The sequence below is a fragment of the Streptococcus mitis genome (assembly GCF_000722705.1).
Lineage (GTDB): Bacteria > Bacillota > Bacilli > Lactobacillales > Streptococcaceae > Streptococcus > Streptococcus mitis_P.
This window is the reverse complement of sequence record NZ_JPFW01000004.1, coordinates 32,020-48,956: the sequence shown is the minus strand read 5'-3', so window position 1 is coordinate 48,956 and position 16,937 is coordinate 32,020. Positions and strand designations below refer to the sequence as shown.

The following is a 16,937-nucleotide window of genomic DNA, read 5'->3' as shown; positions in this document are numbered from 1 at the left end:
AAAAGTGGCCTTAGCGGTTCTCTCGAAACATCCGTTCGAAAAAATCAGCTTCCTGATAACTTCGATTTTCGGGTAGGGTCAAATCTACATCCTCCTCCACATCATCCACTGTCAGTTCAACCGTTTGAGGTAAATTTTTCAAACGATAATGCTTTTGTCTTTGACCTTCAATACTAGCAAAATCAAGCAAATAGCCATTCACTCGGATTTGAACCAAAAGGAGATGATTGGTCATGTTTTCCATGATGAGAATATCTTCTAAACCACCTCTGGCACTAGGATAATCAGATACCCTGCGAATACGAATTTTTTCACACATGAGCAAGCTCCCTCATATCAATGATTTCATCGGCCTTATTCCAGACTAGGGGATTATGGGTCGCAATGATGATAATTCGATTTTCATCTTTCAAATCCACCAAGAGATTCATAACCTCCTCTGAATTTTCAGGATCAAGAGCTGCTGTTGGTTCATCTGCCAAAATCAAGGGTGGATTTTTCAAAATAGTCTTAGCAAGGGCAACTCGTTGGGCCTCTCCCCCAGATAAAGTATAAATTTTTTGTTCTAGATCCAAATACCCTAGATTAACCTTTTCTAAAGCCTCCACTTGCCTTTCCAAACGTTCTACTTTTGAGATTTTCTGACCAACAAAGCCCAAATCCAAATTCTCTTTGATTGATTGGTTTTCTAAGAGGCCAAAATTTTGAAAGAGATAGCCCATCTGGTCTCGAAAATACTCACGAGTGGGAATGGTTTTTAAATCTTTCCCCTGATAGAGAACCCTTCCACCATCTATCTTTTCTAGCTTTCCTAAGATATTAAGTAAAGTCGTCTTTCCGCTTCCACTCTTTCCGATTAAGGCATAGACCTTGCCCTTCTCCAGTTTGAGATTCAAACCAGAGAAAATCGCGCGGTCATTAAACTTCTTTTCCAATCCTTGAATATCAATCATCTTATTTTCCTTTCAATACTGCCATACTACCAGCTTCTTCTTTTTTATCCTGCCTTACTAAAATCAAGAGGGCGTTAAGAGTAAATAAAGCTACAACTAAAGCGCTAATCAAGCTATCTCCTGTCAAAACACTAGATAGGACTAGGCCAAGCAAGAGAACTCCTCCTTGCGCCAGTAAGTACTTGCCATGAAGCTCATAGATTGTCATACCAGAAAGACGTCTAATCATGATCTCCCGTCTGAACTGCTCAAAATAGAGAAGATTCATGGAATCAAATAACAAGATAGCCGTAGATAGGGTCAAAATAGTTCCTATAAGGAGAGAGTAGAACTCCATCCGTTTGTCATTTAGTACCTTGGCAAAAAATAGCTGGCTTTTTACCAAATAAGAGACCTTGTGATACATACCTTGCTCTTTTAGAGCTGTGATGCTATCTCCATATCGATCTAGTTTCAAGGCACTATTAGCTGTAGTTCCCCACAACATCCCTGCAACAGGTCTTGTTCCAGTCGCTTGCGGCGTGAGAACCACAATAATCGGATCTTTTAGGTATTGACGTGTCGTCTTGTACCCATCGTTATAGAGGAAGCGTTCCTTTCCTGTTTCTGTAAAAGCTAGCGTTACCTGTGGGAGGTAGTGTTTCTGACTCGTCACTTCTACACTTTCAGATGAAAAATTTTGCAGGTAATCTGTAAATAATCCTTGGTAGTAGGCAGACTGCTCTCTCAAGCTCTCAGGTAAGATCAGACCAAACTCTCCCTCAGACAAGTTTTGCATCTTCTCCATGAACTCAGGAGATACGGCAACCTTCTCTTCTGTTAGATAGCGCGGTGAGACATAGATGACATTCCCTGACGGTGTGTAGTCATTGAGACGATTGCCATCTAGGTCCACTTCTGCGCCATTTGAGAATTTGTCAACATTGCTCATGATATAAAAAGAGTCTGTATTGGCTAACCGTTCTTCAGTAAATATCTGCCACTCACGATTATCCTTACGCATTCCTTCTTCATCGGCAAATGCACTAGACCAACCAAAGGATAGACGGTAACGATCTGAGGACTGACTCCATTTATCGCTAGCTCTCTCCATTTCTTGCATTTCACGGTAGTGGGGTAGGAGAGCAGTCGCACTCGAGCCGACCACCAGCATGGCCAAGAGTTGCCCCACCATCATCAATGTCATCATACGTTTGAGAGGGAGTTTCCCTTTCAATAGATCCACCAGACTATTTTCCTGTAAACCAAGTAGATACACGACACTTAGTAAGGTAGAAATCCCTACCAAGGCCAATCCATAAAGCAAAAGACCAATGATGACCAGTTGCACCGTTGCCATAAACAAGGCACCTTGATACCAGAGAATCCCCAATCCCAAAAAACTGGATACCAGCACCGAGAAGATAAGCTGTCTCATATCTTCTAATACTGGTCTGAGAGCAACCCCAAACAAGCTCTCACCAGCTATTAAACGAATCCCTGCTTGACGGAGGGATTTTATCCGATAAATCAGAGTCAAACTCATAAAGGTCAGCAGAAAAATAGCTAAACTCAGTAGCACCATAGGGGTGACAGCCAATAGTAAGACTATCGAAAATGGATCTTCTCCATTCGAAACAAATCCTTGATAGCCAAGTTCTTTCAAGGTGGTCTGTAAGCTCACTCCATCCAAACTTCCTGACACAATCAAGTAAGACCCTAATAAATCACTCGTTTCTGCACTCTCCTTGGAGGAAATGGTCAGACCTTCTGGAAGCTCTCCCTGACCATAAGTGGCATAGGTAAAGCGTGTTTCTCCAGCTTCATTTGGCTCAACGATCCGACGGGCGATGAGACTATTATGCTCTACCGCCAAGTGACTCAAAGCCTCTGCCACCTCTTCGCGACTAGCTACTGGTTGATTTATTACCATTCCTGTCACATCAACAGAGAGATAGTTACCAAATAAAATCTCTTCTCGATGGTCAACGGAAGTTATCACCATATAAAGCGATACCAATACCATTGAAATCAAAATAAATAAACGTTTCATCATTTCCTCCAAAAAGTTACTTGGTCACTTAGTGAGAAGGTGACCAAGTAAAGCTAAACAATAGGGCTATACCATTCTAAACATTATAGTAGAATGCAACTTTCTCTCCCCAAGAAGTACGAATCCATGCACGAGAAGTCCCTCCAGCACCAGCATATCCTTTATCAGATGAACCAGTTTTTCTACTAACAACTGTTGAGCTATGATATTCTGAAGAGTGATAGTAGTTTGAGTAAGCACCTCCGTCACCTGAACCATACGTCCAGACACCACCATCTGGATACTTAACCGCGGCCGATACTACTGCTACACTTCCACCTAATGTTGCTGCAATGCTCGCTACAAGGGCTAATTTTTTAACTGTTTGTTTCATATTGATACTCCTCTATTTTTTATTTTATCGTAAATATTTATTATATATTGTCCATTTTCGTTTGTAAGTAAAACCAAGTCATGGATCATAGACCTTTTTAAAGCAACACCTCATTACATTCTCCTTTCTATCCGTGCCACCAATCTCCAAAACTAAAATTTGTTAAAAACATGATGAAACCAAACATAGCATTCCTCCTTATTTCTATGTCATCTATTATAAAACTTATATCAATAAACTCCAAGGACACCAATGTCCCTAAAATATAACCATTTCGTGTCATTTTTAGCTTATATATAAAAAAACAGCCCTAAAGACGAACTTTAGAACTGTTTTGATACAAGAACAAGAACATTTTTGTCATTGCTTCACGATATTTATAAATATTTTTTTACATCCTCTTGCCATTCCTCTGTCAATTTCTTTACTAGAAATTCATCTCCAATTAGCTGCGCAAATGTTTTAGAAGACTGATAAAATGATTCAGCTAAACTAAAATCTCTTTCTTCTCTTAATGCTTGCTTCCACAAAAACATAAATACAAGGGGTTTCTTTTGATAATCTTGAGTTTTATCCATAATTTCTTGTAAACACGATAGATAGTCATTAAAGCAATCAGTCACTCCTATCTTTTCAAGACAACACATTCCTGAAATAAGAGTATCTCTAATTATAAAGAAGTTTTCTAATTGAGTTACCTTCTTTTGTTCTAAAAGAAAGAACATTAGCTTTTCGATTTGATTCACAAATTTGGCAAGATCTTTTCTAATGAGTATTTGATAAAAAAACAAACGAATCAACAACATATCATTTATTGAATAAACTTCTTTTTCAATAATCTGAGGCATATGTTCCTCAAGTATTAACTCTGCGTATTCAGGCCTTCTAGTTCTAGAAGTATCTAAACACGCCTGCAATACTTCACATGCTAATTGTTCTTCTTTAGGAAGATTATCAAAGTATGTTTTATAAATCTCTTCCAAACACGCTTCTTTCTTATCGTATTCCTCTTCTTTACCATAGATTGGTTCACGTAAAATCTGGTATTTCAATTCTAAATAAGCAGAAGGAAGAGCTGAAAAATCCGGCATAAGGCTATAAGCTGGAACTCCTAACCGACGAGCAATATAGTCTAACTTCGGCAAACTCGGTTGCGAAGCTCCACTTTCAATTCGCGACAGTTGACGAACTGTCAGTTCTTGCTCATCTCCACAAAAATCTGGACGACTAATTCCTTTTTCTATCCGAATCTCTTTAATTTTTTGACCAATTAACATCAGACGCCTCCTCTTCTACCTGCTTCGAAAAATACTGTGAAACTTAAAAAATTGTAACTGCTACATCTTTCCTACTCATAAGATTTCATAGCTTCTTCCACTTCTGCCAAGGTGACCCCAAACAACTCTAAGCGTTTGAGGAGTTGCTTGCCGTTGGAATAGCCAATTCGGAGAGCCTCTCCAAGATATTCTCGTCGCTTACGGCTATCTACTCCCGCTAGAAAACCAAGACGAATCAAGTCGCTACGACTGATATCAAACTGGCTCTCATGTTCAAATTGTTCTGTCACCTGAGCTAGAGCCGTTTTTAGGTCTTCATAGCTGGCATGCTCAATTCCCAGAGACCGCCCCTTGGTCTTGGATTTAGGAACAGCTTCATCTCGTTTGAGAAAAGCATGTTGCACTGTTGGAATAGCCGTCATAATCATGCGACGAATCCGCTCCCCATTAAAATCCGGGTCTGTAAAGACAATGACTCCATGGCGTTTGTGCAGGCGCTGAATCCGCTCTATATCCTGATCATTGATGGCAGAACCTCGAGTCTCATAGGTCTCTACCTCGAAATAACGTTTGAGATTGGCCGTATCATCGCGACCTTCGACCACGATGACTTGGGAAATTTTTTCTTTCATTACTTGCTGTCCAATCCAAAAATTCGTTCTGCATTTGCGGTCGTTGCCATCGCTAGCTCTTCTGTCGTCATGCCACGCAAATCCGCGATAAAATCTACTACATAGCGCGTATAGGCTGTTTTGTTTTCACGACCACGTTTAGGAACAGGAGCCAAGTAGGGAGCATCCGTCTCCACCAAAATCTTGTCCAAAGGAAGTTCTCTAGCTGCTTCTTGGATGTCAGTTGCCTTCTTGAAAGTCACTACACCTGAGAAGGAAATGGTCATACCAAGCTCTACAAACTTCTCTGCCCATTCAAGAGTTCCTGAGAAAGAATGCATGATGCCACCTCGAGGACCAACTCCCTCGCTCTTGATAATCTCATAGGTATCTTCCAGCGCATCACGAGTATGGACCACAAAAGGCAAATCCAAGTCCTTAGATAACTGAATCTGACGGCGAAAAACCTGCTCCTGCACCTCTTTTGGCGCTGTCATCCAATGGTAGTCCAAACCAATCTCACCCAAGGCAACCACCTTGGGATGCTTGAGCTTATCAAGCAAGTAGTCTTCAATCTCCTCTGTATAAGTCCCAGCTTCTGTAGGATGCCAACCAATAGTCGCGTAAAGTTGGTCATACTCATCTACCAACTCCAAGGCACGCTCAATCGTCGGTTTATCAAAACCTACAATATTCATCTGTGTCACCCCCATCTCAGCAGCCAAGGCAATTTCTTCTGCCTCACGACCCGCAAATTCTTCTACATTCAAATGTGTATGTGTATCAAAAATCATCTCTTCTAACCTCGTTTTCTATCTACTATTATAGCAAAAAAACTGACCTCTCTCCTCATCTGTAAAAAATATTCTAAAATCCATCATCATCTCTTGACGCTCTTTTTCCAAAGCAGTATAATAACACTTATTGAATTTTTCAACAAAGGAAACAACTATGTTTACAAAATTAAAACAGACCTTTATCGGTCGTCCTCTTAAGTCCTTAACCGAAGGCGAAGGGGGACTACTGGGAAAAATGCAGGCCTTGGCCATGTTATCAAGCGACGCTCTGTCCTCCATTGCCTATGGACCTGAGCAAGTAGTCCTCGTCTTGGCTAGCCTCTCTCCACTAGCTATATGGTGGAGCCTTCCTATCGGCCTCTTTGTCCTCCTGCTCCTAGCTAGCCTGACCGTCTCCTACCGTCAAATCATCCATGCCTACCCTCAAGGGGGAGGGGCCTATATGGTTACTCGAGAAAATCTATCTCCCGAACTTGGCTTGATTGCTGGAGGCAGTCTGCTGGTTGACTATATGTTGACCGTAGCAGTATCTGTTGCATCTGGAGCTGATGCTATCACAGCAGCTCTCCCTGCTCTCCACCCTTACAACCTCCACATTTCCATTTTTCTAGTTTGCTTGCTCATGCTCTTGAACTTACGAGGGTTGAAAGAATCTGCCAGCTCACTGATGATTCCTGTATATCTCTTTATCATCAGTACTGTCTTTCTCTTGCTCTACGGAATTTTTCAACTAATGACAGGTTCTCTCAGCTATCAGTCGACTTCTCCTATCGGACACGCTGTGCCGAGTCTGTCTATCGTTCTCATTCTAAGAGCCTTTACCAGCGGATCTGCCTCTCTGACAGGGGTTGAAGCTATTTCAAATGCCGTTCCCTTTTTCAAGGCTCCAAAAGAAAAGAATGCCGCTCAGACCTTGACCATCATGTCATTGATTTTAGGTTTTCTTTTTGCTGGTATCACCTTCCTAAACTACTGGATGGGGATTATGCCTCAACACGGAGAAACTATTCTTTCACAGATGGCTCAAGGCATCCTTGGTACTTCCTTCTTAGGCCACCTTGGCTATTATACCTTCCAATTCTCCACAGCCTTGATTTTAGCCGTAGCTGCCAATACTGGCTTTTCAGCCTTCCCTATGCTGGCCTACAATATGGCTAAAAACAAATATATGCCCCACCTCTTTATGGAAAAAGGAGACCGCCTAGGCTACTCTAATGGAATTTTAACTCTGGCTTTTGGGGCTATGATTCTTCTTCTCATTTTTAATGGCAATACCGAACGTTTGATTCCTCTTTATACTATCGGGGTCTTCGTTCCCTTCGCCCTATCTCAGACTGGGATGATTCGTCATTGGAAAAAAGAAAAGGGAGCAAATTTCTTAAAACCTGCTCTTGCTAATATCATTGGGGCAATCATTTGCTACGCTATCGTGCTCATCCTGCTCTTTTTCCGTCTCAGTGATATCTGGCCTTTCTTCCCGATTATTCTCGTACTCACCTTACTCTTCTTGGCCATTCACAGTCATTACCAAAAAGTGGCCCAACAATTGCGTCTCTATGAAGGAATCGAAAAACGTACCTACGATGGCAATCTGGTTCTGGTCCTAGTAGGAAATGTCACCCGTGTAAGCGTCGGAGCCATTAACTACGCCCAAAGTATCGGAGATGAAGTCTTAGCCATGCATATTTCTACTAAGGAAACAGCAGAAAAAGATCAAGAAATTCTCCAAGAATTTGCCGATTACTTCCCAACCATTACTCTGAAAAACATCAAGACCAGCTATCGTGACATTATCACGCCTACTGTCAAGTATGTCAAACGAATCTCTGAGGATGCCCAGAAAAAGAACTATACAGTCACTGTCCTCGTTCCCCAGTTTATCCCTAATAAACCTTGGCAAAATATCCTACACAATCAAATGAGTCTCAAACTCAAATACGCCCTTCGTTGGCACCAAGACGTCGTTGTCGCTAGCTACTCCTATCACTTAAAAGAATAAAGAAAAGGCCTTACCAGAATCAAAACCGTCTGGTAAGGCCTTTTTCTGAATCCAGTCACTATGCTTATACTCAATGAAAATCAAAGAGCAAACTAGGAAGCTAGCCGCAGGCTGCTCAAAGCACTGCTTTGAGGTTGTAGATGAAACTGACGAAGTCAGCTCAAAACACTGTTTTGAGGTTGCAGATAGAACTGACGAAGTCAGCTCAAAACACTGTTTTGAGGTTGCAGATAGAACTGACGAAGTCAGTAACATATATACGGTAAGGCAACGCTGACGTGGTTTGAAGAGATTTTCATTGAGTATTAACTGAAAAGAATGACTAGGAATACTATTGAATGTGGTTAGCTAAATCTTCCTGAGCTTTTTTATTTGACTCAGCTTTTTCTTTCAGCCATTTTTCATAGAGTTCTTGGTACTGTTTAGCAGTTACTGGCTCTTTTTGCAGTTCAACATATTTATAATTGTCTGAATTTCCTTTATTCCCAACGAATGAGAATGGACCTGTAAACGGTACAGTCTTGCGGAAGATCGGATTAGCTCCACCACTTTGAACTGGTAGGAACAAAGCGCTATCTGTCAACCAAGCTTGGGCTTCAGCATATTTTTCATAGCGAGCTTGAGTATCTGTGATTTCCGCGTCAGCCTGATCCAAGAGTTTCTTGTAGTCAGAAAGACCAATCTTGTCCTTGACTTCCTTGTCTTTTCCTTCAGACAAGCCCATATTTTTCAACTGAGAACCTGTTTCTGGATCAAGGATCGCTAGGTAAGTCTTAGGATCTGAGTAATCTCCGCCCCATCCTGAGATGTCGATGTCATAGTCTTTTTGTTCTGCTGTATCTGCAAAGTAGGTTGCTTGGTCTTTTTCATCTGGAGAAAGTTGGATAACATCGATAACCACATTATCCTTACCAAGAGTTGCTTCTACTGTTTGCTTGAAAGAGCCAGCTTGTTGCACATCCAACTTAGCAGTCTGGTCAACTGGCATATCCAAATGAATTGGGAAGGTTACTCCCTGTGCTTGCAGGCTTTCTTTGGCCTTAGCAAACTTCTCTTTGGCCTTATCAGGATTCAAGAAGGCTTGCTTACCATCGTTTAGGTTGATATTTGCCCAATCTTTACCGTAGTTGACAATTTTTTCATTGACAATATCACCAAAGTTCTTACCGCCAACTTGGACAAAGTTACTTGGTGTAACCGTGTTACGCAAGATACGGTCTGCTCCATCTTCACCATTTGTCTGTGCTGCATAAGCATGACGGTCAAAGGCAAAGTTGATGGCCTGACGGAAATCTTTATTCTGCATAGCTGCGCGTGAATCTGTCTTTTCCTTATCAGACTGTTTCATAGTCTGCTTGTAGCTTTGGCGGTTGACATTGAAAAGATAGTAGAAGGTAACTGAGTTTTGTGGTGTATAGGTAATCTTGTCCTCATTTCCCTTTTTGAGTTCAGCAAAGACTGAGCTGGTTGGGAAAATACGACCATCTGTATAGTTTCCTTCCAAGAATCCTCTTGCAATGCTGTCTTGGTCAGAACCGTCAAAGAAAGAAAGCTTCACTTTCTCGATCTTAACATTGTCCTTATCCCAGTAGTTAGGATTTTTATCAAATTCAATCAAAGATTTTGATGTGAAGGACTTAAACAAGTAAGGACCATTTGACAAGATACTTGATGGCGTCACACTTCCAAAGTCATCTCCCTTAGACTTCAAGAAAGCTTCGTTTACAGGATTAAGGATACTTGCTGTTGTTTTAGAGTTCCAATAAGTTTCAGGTTGGATGAGGGTGTATTGTAGTGTGTAATCATCCACTGCCTTCACACCAACAGTTCCAAAATCAGATGATTTCCCTTCAACATAGTCTGCCAGCCCCTTGATAGAGTCTTGCACCAAGTACAAGTTTTCAGCCTTTTTATCAGCCGCATACTTAAGACCAGTCACAAAGTCATGAGCTGTTACATCCGCATACTCTTCTCCTTCAGAAGTGTACCATTTAGCTCCCTGACGAATTTTATAAGTATAAGTCAAGCCATCTTTTGACACTGTCCATGACTCAGCCATAGATGGAATGAGATTGCCATACTGGTCATTTTCCAACAAACCATCAATCAAGTTGGTTGTGATACTAGATGTAGAGTCTCGGGTAGAGGTAATATAATCCAAGGTATCTGGGTTATTGACAAAGATATAAGAGTAAGTCTTGTCAGCATTACTTGATTGAGATGATCCACACGCTGCTAGAGCTAGACCTGCTGTCAAAGCCATAGCTCCAAACAGCATCACTTTTGATTTCTTCATGATTATTCTCCATTTTTTACAGTATGTGAAATATTATACACTATTCAAGCAAAAATATAAAGCTTTTTGTACTTTTTTACAAAAATAAAAATCAGTAGACTCGAGTTCCTACTGATTTTTGATAGAATTCGTTTGGATTATGCAGCCAAAACTTTGCGTCCTTTACGACGACGAGCTGCCAATACGCGACGACCGTTTTTAGTTGACATACGGTTACGGAATCCGTGTTTGCGCGCACGACGAAGTTTACTTGGTTGATAAGTACGTTTCACGATGAATACCTCCTCATAGATTTTGTATTCGTTTAGCCGGCTATAAAGTGATCAGTTACTAAACATACTTTACTATTCTATCTGATTCTTTCACTTTTGTCAATAGTTCCAAGCAAATGTTTCCTGCTTTTTAGCCCTTTTTCTGATGTAAGCCCTATCTGCGATACTGTTTCAAGAAACGAGTCATCTTTTCTTGGATTTGGGCTAGTTCATCGACACGAGGAAGGTAAACGATACGGAAGTGGTCTGGCTCCTGCCAGTTGAAGCCTCGACCATGAACCAAGAGAACCTTTTCCTGCTTCAAGAAATCAAGGACAAACTGCTCATCATCATCGATACGGTACATATTGCGGTCGATTTTAGGGAAGATATAGAGCCCAGCCTTGGGTTTAACCGCAGACAAACCTGGAATATCTTGAATGGCATTGTAGATGAAGTTTCTTTGTTCATAGATTCGTCCACCAGGAAGGAGCAATTCATCGACTGATTGGTGGCCACCCAAGGAAGTTTGGACGACTTGTTGGGCCAAAACGTTAGAGCAAAGGCGCATATTGGACAGCATATTGAGCCCTTCGATATAGCCTTTGACATGAGTCTTAGGTCCAGACAAGACCATCCAACCTACACGGAAACCAGCGATACGGTGCGATTTTGACAAACCATTCATGCTGACACAGAAGACATCAGGTGCCAAGCTCGCCACAGGCGTATGCACATGCCCATCCATGACCATGCGGTCATAGATTTCGTCCGCAAAGATGATCAAATCGTTTTGACGGGCAATTTCAATGATTTCCAATAAGAGTTCCTTAGGATAAAGGGCTCCAGTCGGGTTGTTTGGATTGATAAGGACGATTGCCTTGGTATTGGAAGTGATTTTTGACTTGATATCATCAATATCTGGGTACCATTCTGCAGCTTCATCACAGATATAGTGAACGGCATTTCCTCCAGCTAGGCTAACAGCAGCTGTCCAAAGAGGATAGTCTGGCATAGGCACCAAGACCTCGTCTCCATTGTCCAAAAGTCCCTGCATGGACATGACAATCAGCTCACTGACACCATTTCCAAGGTAAATATCATCAATATCTACGTTTGGGAATTTCTTTAATTGGCAATACTGCATGATGGCCTTACGGGCTGAAAAAATCCCTTTGGAGTCAGAATATCCCTCACTATCACGCGCATTCATAATCAAGTCATGAATGACTTCGTCTGGCGCTGTAAAGCCAAATTCTGCTGGATTTCCTGTATTCAGACGTAAAATCTTTTCTCCGTTTGCTCGCATTCGCATGGCTTCTTCCAAAACAGGACCACGGATATCGTAAGCAACATGCTCTAACTTACTAGACTTGTTATATTCTTTCATCTTGTTTCCTCAATTCATCAGGATAGTAACATTATACCACTAGAAAGAAAATGCGACAAGTTTACTGAAATTTGTTACTAAAATCCTACAGAAGAAAAACCTCACTAAAAGCGAGGTCAAACAGGGAAGATAGCAGGTGTTTTGCCAAAAAAACATCACATACCAAAAGATAAACCTAGAAAAAGCAAGCCTAAAAAGGAGTCATAGAGAAGATTGAACATGAGGAAAAGCCCCCATATCATCAAGTAATCCCAGCGACCACTTCTTTTAGCGACTAGGAATAATACCAAATGGTAGAGTAGGTGAAAGACTAAAAATCCAATAAAACCTGGATAGAGAAGCGGTACCAGACTCTCTAATTGCCAGATCATGATCACTTCTAGCAAGACTGAAACTAGGATGATTCCATAATAAAGGAAATTTGAATTTTTTGTTTCTTGAAAAGAGTTTTTCATCATTCTCCCTCCCTTCACTTCTTTCCTGCTATCCTTTCTTTTATTTTATCATATATTTATATAGATTTTAAGTGCTAACATTCTTTTAAAAAATACTTTTTTTGCTTTACTTCTATAGTGAAAAGGTTTACAATTATAGTAAGAAAATTTCAGGAGGTTTCATTATGGCACAACGTTACCAAAATATTATGGTCGCAATCGATGGTTCTAAGGAAGCAGACTTGGCTTTTATCAAGGGAGTTCATTCTGCTCTACGAAACGACGCTAAACTCACCATCGCCCATGTCATTGACACACGCGCTCTCCAAAGCGTATCCACCTTTGATGCTGAAGTTTACGAACAACTCCAAGTTGACGCTGAAAGTCTGATGAAAGAGTACGAAAAACGTGCTAAAGATGCTGGTGTGGCAGATGTTCATATCGTCATTGAAATGGGAAATCCAAAGACCCTACTGGCACGTACTATTCCAGATGCTGAGGAAGTGGACCTCATCCTCGTTGGCGCAACTGGTCTCAACGCCTTTGAACGCCTCTTGGTTGGCTCTTCATCTGAATACATTCTCCGCCATGCTAAGGTCGATTTGCTGGTTGTGAGAGAACAAGAAAAAACCTTATAATCACAAAGAAAAGGAGCTCAGCGCTCCTTTTTGTTTACTATTTATACTCTTCGAAAATCTCTTCAAACCACGTCAACGTCGCCTTGCCGTATATATGTTACTGACTTCGTCAGTTCTATCTGCAACCTCAAAGCAGTGCTTTGAGCAGCCTGTGGCTAATTTCCTAGTTTGCTCTTTGATTTTCATTGAGTATTTTTTCTCTCTTTATGGCGTTCGTAAGCCTTGAGCTGACGCTTCAGTTCCTTTTTAATAGCAGGTTCTGGAGCATATTTTTCTTCCCAATCATCTGGTTTTAAGATTTTATGGGTCACTGGATCAAAATGAGCCTTGCCATCTGGGAAAATTTTCCCCATATTAGCCTGATGGACGATATCAAAAATACGTTCTGGGTCCACCCCCATCAAGACAAAACTACCATAGGTGAAGTAAAGCGTGTCAATCAAGGCATCCACTTGCCCTATCAAATCTTGCTGAGCAGGTGTCTTCTTAGCTACTTTATCTGCTGCCTTATCAAGAGCTTGATGAAGTTGCGATAGAGCTTGACCAAAGTCCTCTTCAGAAGGACTGGCAGCTCGAACAAACTCCACCAATTCTTCTATTTTAAAGCCAGCCCTGTGGGTTGCACCTTCCAAATCCCAAGCTCGAGGTTCTTCTTGAGTCCGTTCATCCATCATATGGTGGAAGGTCTTGACCTTATTGAAATGATAGTCACGGCTGACAAAGACTTTTTCTGAAGCCAAAACACCAAAATGTTCCAAGGCCTTGTGGATTCCGTCTTGCTGATTGCTGGTTGTGATATGCTTGGCAACTTCCTTGACACTGCTACTACCATTTCCCATAGCGACCGACATACCAACACCCGCTAGCATTTCTAGGTCGTTATCCGAATCACCAAAGGCCATGACTTGGTTGAGGTCAAAGCCATATTCTTTCCCGACTCGGCGAATACCTTCCAATTTAGAATTTCCTTGATTGATGACATCTGCTGCAAATGGATTGCTACGTGTCAATTTCAAGTCTTCAAAATCAGCTGCCGCCTTCTCAGATTCTTCTGGTGTCATCAGCATCAAAACTTGGTAGATAGGCTGATTCATCAGATCAAGCAGGTCTTCTTCCTTTTGGGGAACAACCTTGCTGACCATACGATTAAAGGAATGACTCACCGTACGGGTTAAAACAGAGGGAACGAAGCGACTAATTCGTTGAGAAAAAGACCCAAGACCAAAAGACATGATTTTAGAACCCAGCATGGCATCCTTGGTCCCTAGGGCAATCTCCTTGCCCTCTTTTTTAGCATAAGTAATGAGCTGGCGCAAGTGTAACTTGGAAATAGGGCTCGTGAACAAGACTCTTTCTTTAGTAAAGATATACTGGCCATTGTAGGTTACCGCAAAATCCAGATCCAAATCGTCCATCAATTCCTTAACAAAAAAAGGTCCTCGTCCTGTCGCTACACCAACCAACACCCCTTGTTCTTTGACAATCTTAATCGCGTCCTTAGTGGATTTCAAAACACTCTTGCGATCGTTGACCAAGGTTCCATCAATATCAAAAAAAACCGCTTTGACTTCCATCCTATCCCAATCTCCCCTTTTGTGATACAATGATTATACCACATTTCAGAAAGAGTGAGTAAATCATGCCTAAGAAAATCCTTGTTTTACATACGGGTGGAACTATTTCCATGCAGGCCGATGCTTCTGGCGCTGTTGTGACTAGTTCAGATAATCCCATGAACCATGTATCCAACCCACTTGAAGGAATCCAAGTCCACGCCTTGGACTTGTTTAACCTGCCGAGCCCCCATATCAAACCCAAGCATATGCTGGCCCTCTACCAGAAAATTAAAGAGGAAGCTGCTAACTACGATGGAGTGGTGATCACACACGGGACCGATACTTTAGAGGAAACAGCCTATTTCCTTGACACCATGGAAGTTCCCCATATGCCTATCGTTCTAACAGGTGCCATGCGCAGCTCCAATGAACTCGGCAGTGATGGTGTTTATAATTATCTGAGTGCTTTACGGGTGGCTAGCGATGACAGGGCTGCTGACAAAGGAGTTTTGGTCGTTATGAACGATGAAATCCACGCTGCCAAGTATGTTACCAAAACACATACGACCAATGTCGGCACCTTCCAGACTCCAACACACGGACCACTTGGTCTGATCATGAAACAGGAAATCCTCTACTTTAAAACAGCTGAGCCCCGTGTCCGCTTTGACCTTGACCACATACAAGGATTAGTCCCTATCATCTCAGCTTATGCTGGTATGACAGATGAGCTGATTGATATGCTGGATTTGAAACAATTGGACGGTTTGATTATCCAAGCCTTCGGAGCTGGTAATATTCCCAAAGAAACGGCTCAAAAATTAGAAAGCCTTCTACAAAAAGGAATTCCAGTCGCTCTAGTATCACGATGCTTTAACGGTATTGCTGAACCTGTTTATGCCTACCAAGGTGGGGGCGTGCAGTTGCAAAAATCTGGTGTCTTCTTTGTTAAAGAACTCAACGCCCAAAAAGCCCGTTTGAAACTCCTCATCGCCCTCAATGCCGGACTAACAGGACAGGCTTTGAAAGACTATATGGAAGGCTAACTCCTTCTCTAGAAAGCAAAATCAGGAAATCTTTACGATTCCCTGATTTTTTCTATTTACGTTTTCGTGTTGAACGACGTTCTGTCAAACCATGAGGCAAGAGAACTTCGCGTTCTTCCAACTCTTCCTTGTGCATAATCTTCGTCAACATACGCATGCTAATAGCGCCAAGGTCATAAAGAGGTTGGGCAATCGTTGTCAAGTTTGGACGGGTAAAGCGAGACACTTGTGAATCATCACTAGTAATGATTTCAAACTCTTCTGGTACTGACACACCCTTATCAGAAAGGCCGTTCAAGACACCTGCTGCCAACTCATCACCTGTTACAACTGCTGCAGTTGCGTTTGATGAAATCAAGCGTTCTGCCAAGGCATAACCGTCTTCATAAGTGTATTTAGACTCAAATACCAATCCTTCGCTATAAGAAATACTTGCTTTTTTCAAGGCTTCCTTGTAGCCAACCAAACGAACCTTACCATTGATATCATCCACTAGTGGACCGCTTACGAAAGCAATGCGCTCATTTTCTTTAGCAAGGTAGGTTACTGCATCAATCGTAGCTTGTTTATAGTCAATATTGACACTTGGAAGTTGGTGTTCTACATCCACTGTCCCTGCAAGAACAACTGGTGTCCGAGAGCGAGAAAACTCTGAACGAATTTTTTCAGTCAAGTGGTATCCCATAAAGATGATACCATCCACTTGCTTAGAAAACAGTGTATTGACAACTGAAACTTCCTTGTCATCATCCTCATCGCTATTGGCAAGGACGATATTGTACTTGTACATTTCAGCGATATCATCAATCCCTTTAGCAAGCGTTGAAAAATAACCATTGGTAATATTCGGAATCACGACACCGACAGTGGTTGTCTTTTTACTTGCAAGACCACGCGCCACGGCATTTGGACGGTAATCCAAACGGTCAATCACCTCAAGCACTTTTTTACGAGTATTCTCTTTTACATTTTTATTGCCATTGACTACACGGCTAACCGTCGCCATTGAAACTCCTGCTTCACGGGCGACATCATAAATCGTTACTGTATCGTCTGTATTCATTCCATTTCCTTTCTATATCATACCTCACGAGACTCCAAAAAAGAGACGGTATGAAAATTTCGTTTTCATGATTCTACTTATTCCATTTTATCACTATTTGTAAACACTTTCAAGCATTTTTTGAAGATTGTTTGAAAAAAATTTCATAGAAAACTATGTTTATGAAGAAAAAATAACCTTTTCTTGATTTTTAATCCTATTTGCTGTATGATAAGGGAAAA

The 16,937-nt window shown here is 41.5% G+C and carries 16 protein-coding genes; 3 read left to right on the top strand and 13 right to left on the bottom strand.

Annotation, left to right across the window (positions count from 1 at the left end; genetic code table 11):
- Window positions 1–10: 10 nt before the first annotated feature.
- The 7 genes from SK642_RS01340 to SK642_RS01310 form a co-directional block, all read right to left on the bottom strand.
- Complete coding sequence (locus SK642_RS01340) at window positions 11–319, bottom strand: hypothetical protein (protein ID WP_000333264.1); 309 nt, start codon at window positions 317–319, stop codon at window positions 11–13.
- The gene (locus tag SK642_RS01335) at window positions 312–953 is read right to left on the bottom strand and encodes an ABC transporter ATP-binding protein (protein ID WP_033683036.1); all 642 of its coding nucleotides are present in this window, start codon (window positions 951–953) and stop codon (window positions 312–314) included. The genes SK642_RS01340 and SK642_RS01335 overlap by 8 nt, the downstream gene beginning before the upstream one ends.
- Before the next feature lies 1 nt (window position 954).
- Entirely contained in the window at window positions 955–2,985 is a 2,031-nt protein-coding gene (locus SK642_RS01330) for a bacteriocin-associated integral membrane family protein (RefSeq protein WP_033683035.1), read from the bottom strand.
- A 76-nt stretch (window positions 2,986–3,061) separates the two neighbouring features.
- On the bottom strand, window positions 3,062–3,358 hold the full coding sequence (locus tag SK642_RS01325) for a lactococcin 972 family bacteriocin (protein WP_000815396.1): 297 nt from the start codon (window positions 3,356–3,358) through the stop codon (window positions 3,062–3,064).
- A gap of 377 nt (window positions 3,359–3,735) precedes the next feature.
- Window positions 3,736–4,635: a helix-turn-helix transcriptional regulator gene (locus SK642_RS01320; RefSeq protein ID WP_033683034.1), complete on the bottom strand. Its 900-nt coding sequence runs from the start codon at window positions 4,633–4,635 to the stop codon at window positions 3,736–3,738.
- A 71-nt stretch (window positions 4,636–4,706) separates the two neighbouring features.
- Complete coding sequence (rnmV, locus tag SK642_RS01315; RefSeq protein ID WP_033683033.1) at window positions 4,707–5,267, bottom strand: ribonuclease M5; 561 nt, start codon at window positions 5,265–5,267, stop codon at window positions 4,707–4,709.
- A complete protein-coding gene (locus SK642_RS01310) occupies window positions 5,267–6,040 on the bottom strand; it encodes a TatD family hydrolase (protein ID WP_033683032.1) in 774 nt (257 codons plus the stop codon). The genes rnmV and SK642_RS01310 overlap by 1 nt, the downstream gene beginning before the upstream one ends.
- Before the next feature lie 157 nt (window positions 6,041–6,197).
- Between SK642_RS01310 and SK642_RS01305 the strand changes: the two genes are divergently transcribed.
- Window positions 6,198–8,042, top strand: a complete 1,845-nt coding sequence (locus SK642_RS01305) for an APC family permease (RefSeq protein ID WP_033683031.1) — start codon at window positions 6,198–6,200, stop codon at window positions 8,040–8,042.
- A 331-nt stretch (window positions 8,043–8,373) separates the two neighbouring features.
- On the opposite strand, the gene SK642_RS01295 is transcribed toward SK642_RS01305, so the two are convergent.
- From SK642_RS01295 to SK642_RS01280, 4 genes are all read right to left on the bottom strand, one after another.
- Entirely contained in the window at window positions 8,374–10,338 is a 1,965-nt protein-coding gene (locus SK642_RS01295) for a peptide ABC transporter substrate-binding protein (RefSeq protein WP_033683030.1), read from the bottom strand.
- Window positions 10,339–10,475: 137 nt separating this feature from the next.
- Complete coding sequence (rpmH, locus tag SK642_RS01290; RefSeq protein ID WP_000831905.1) at window positions 10,476–10,610, bottom strand: 50S ribosomal protein L34; 135 nt, start codon at window positions 10,608–10,610, stop codon at window positions 10,476–10,478.
- A 154-nt stretch (window positions 10,611–10,764) separates the two neighbouring features.
- Window positions 10,765–11,979: a pyridoxal phosphate-dependent aminotransferase gene (locus tag SK642_RS01285; protein WP_000666455.1), complete on the bottom strand. Its 1,215-nt coding sequence runs from the start codon at window positions 11,977–11,979 to the stop codon at window positions 10,765–10,767.
- Window positions 11,980–12,134: 155 nt separating this feature from the next.
- Window positions 12,135–12,437: a hypothetical protein gene (locus SK642_RS01280; RefSeq protein WP_033683029.1), complete on the bottom strand. Its 303-nt coding sequence runs from the start codon at window positions 12,435–12,437 to the stop codon at window positions 12,135–12,137.
- Between the two features lie 161 nt (window positions 12,438–12,598).
- Here SK642_RS01280 and SK642_RS01275 point away from each other — a divergent pair, with 161 nt between their 5' ends.
- The gene (locus SK642_RS01275; protein ID WP_031223038.1) at window positions 12,599–13,051 is read left to right on the top strand and encodes a universal stress protein; all 453 of its coding nucleotides are present in this window, start codon (window positions 12,599–12,601) and stop codon (window positions 13,049–13,051) included.
- A gap of 182 nt (window positions 13,052–13,233) precedes the next feature.
- On the opposite strand, the gene SK642_RS01265 is transcribed toward SK642_RS01275, so the two are convergent.
- Window positions 13,234–14,625, bottom strand: coding sequence for a Cof-type HAD-IIB family hydrolase (locus tag SK642_RS01265; protein ID WP_033683028.1), 1,392 nt, complete (start codon window positions 14,623–14,625; stop codon window positions 13,234–13,236).
- 65 nt (window positions 14,626–14,690) lie between these two features.
- On the opposite strand from SK642_RS01265, the gene SK642_RS01260 reads away from it, so the two are divergent.
- Entirely contained in the window at window positions 14,691–15,653 is a 963-nt protein-coding gene (locus tag SK642_RS01260; RefSeq protein WP_033683027.1) for an asparaginase, read from the top strand.
- Between the two features lie 52 nt (window positions 15,654–15,705).
- Here SK642_RS01260 and ccpA read toward each other — a convergent pair whose 3' ends face one another.
- Complete coding sequence (gene ccpA / locus SK642_RS01255) at window positions 15,706–16,716, bottom strand: catabolite control protein A (RefSeq protein WP_033683026.1); 1,011 nt, start codon at window positions 16,714–16,716, stop codon at window positions 15,706–15,708.
- Window positions 16,717–16,937 lie beyond the last annotated feature (221 nt).

What these genes read in the sequence shown, in the direction of transcription:
- SK642_RS01340 (WP_000333264.1), bottom strand. Translation starts at nt 319, where the DNA reads ATGTGTGAAAAAATTCGTATTCGCAGGGTATCTGATTATCCTAGTGCC.
- SK642_RS01335 (WP_033683036.1), bottom strand. Translation starts at nt 953, where the DNA reads ATGATTGATATTCAAGGATTGGAAAAGAAGTTTAATGACCGCGCGATT.
- SK642_RS01330 (WP_033683035.1), bottom strand. Translation starts at nt 2,985, where the DNA reads ATGAAACGTTTATTTATTTTGATTTCAATGGTATTGGTATCGCTTTAT.
- SK642_RS01325 (WP_000815396.1), bottom strand. Translation starts at nt 3,358, where the DNA reads ATGAAACAAACAGTTAAAAAATTAGCCCTTGTAGCGAGCATTGCAGCA.
- SK642_RS01320 (WP_033683034.1), bottom strand. Translation starts at nt 4,635, where the DNA reads ATGTTAATTGGTCAAAAAATTAAAGAGATTCGGATAGAAAAAGGAATT.
- rnmV (WP_033683033.1), bottom strand. Translation starts at nt 5,267, where the DNA reads ATGAAAGAAAAAATTTCCCAAGTCATCGTGGTCGAAGGTCGCGATGAT.
- SK642_RS01310 (WP_033683032.1), bottom strand. Translation starts at nt 6,040, where the DNA reads ATGATTTTTGATACACATACACATTTGAATGTAGAAGAATTTGCGGGT.
- SK642_RS01305 (WP_033683031.1), top strand. Translation starts at nt 6,198, where the DNA reads ATGTTTACAAAATTAAAACAGACCTTTATCGGTCGTCCTCTTAAGTCC.
- SK642_RS01295 (WP_033683030.1), bottom strand. Translation starts at nt 10,338, where the DNA reads ATGAAGAAATCAAAAGTGATGCTGTTTGGAGCTATGGCTTTGACAGCA.
- SK642_RS01285 (WP_000666455.1), bottom strand. Translation starts at nt 11,979, where the DNA reads ATGAAAGAATATAACAAGTCTAGTAAGTTAGAGCATGTTGCTTACGAT.
- SK642_RS01280 (WP_033683029.1), bottom strand. Translation starts at nt 12,437, where the DNA reads ATGATGAAAAACTCTTTTCAAGAAACAAAAAATTCAAATTTCCTTTAT.
- SK642_RS01275 (WP_031223038.1), top strand. Translation starts at nt 12,599, where the DNA reads ATGGCACAACGTTACCAAAATATTATGGTCGCAATCGATGGTTCTAAG.
- SK642_RS01265 (WP_033683028.1), bottom strand. Translation starts at nt 14,625, where the DNA reads ATGGAAGTCAAAGCGGTTTTTTTTGATATTGATGGAACCTTGGTCAAC.
- SK642_RS01260 (WP_033683027.1), top strand. Translation starts at nt 14,691, where the DNA reads ATGCCTAAGAAAATCCTTGTTTTACATACGGGTGGAACTATTTCCATG.
- ccpA (WP_033683026.1), bottom strand. Translation starts at nt 16,716, where the DNA reads ATGAATACAGACGATACAGTAACGATTTATGATGTCGCCCGTGAAGCA.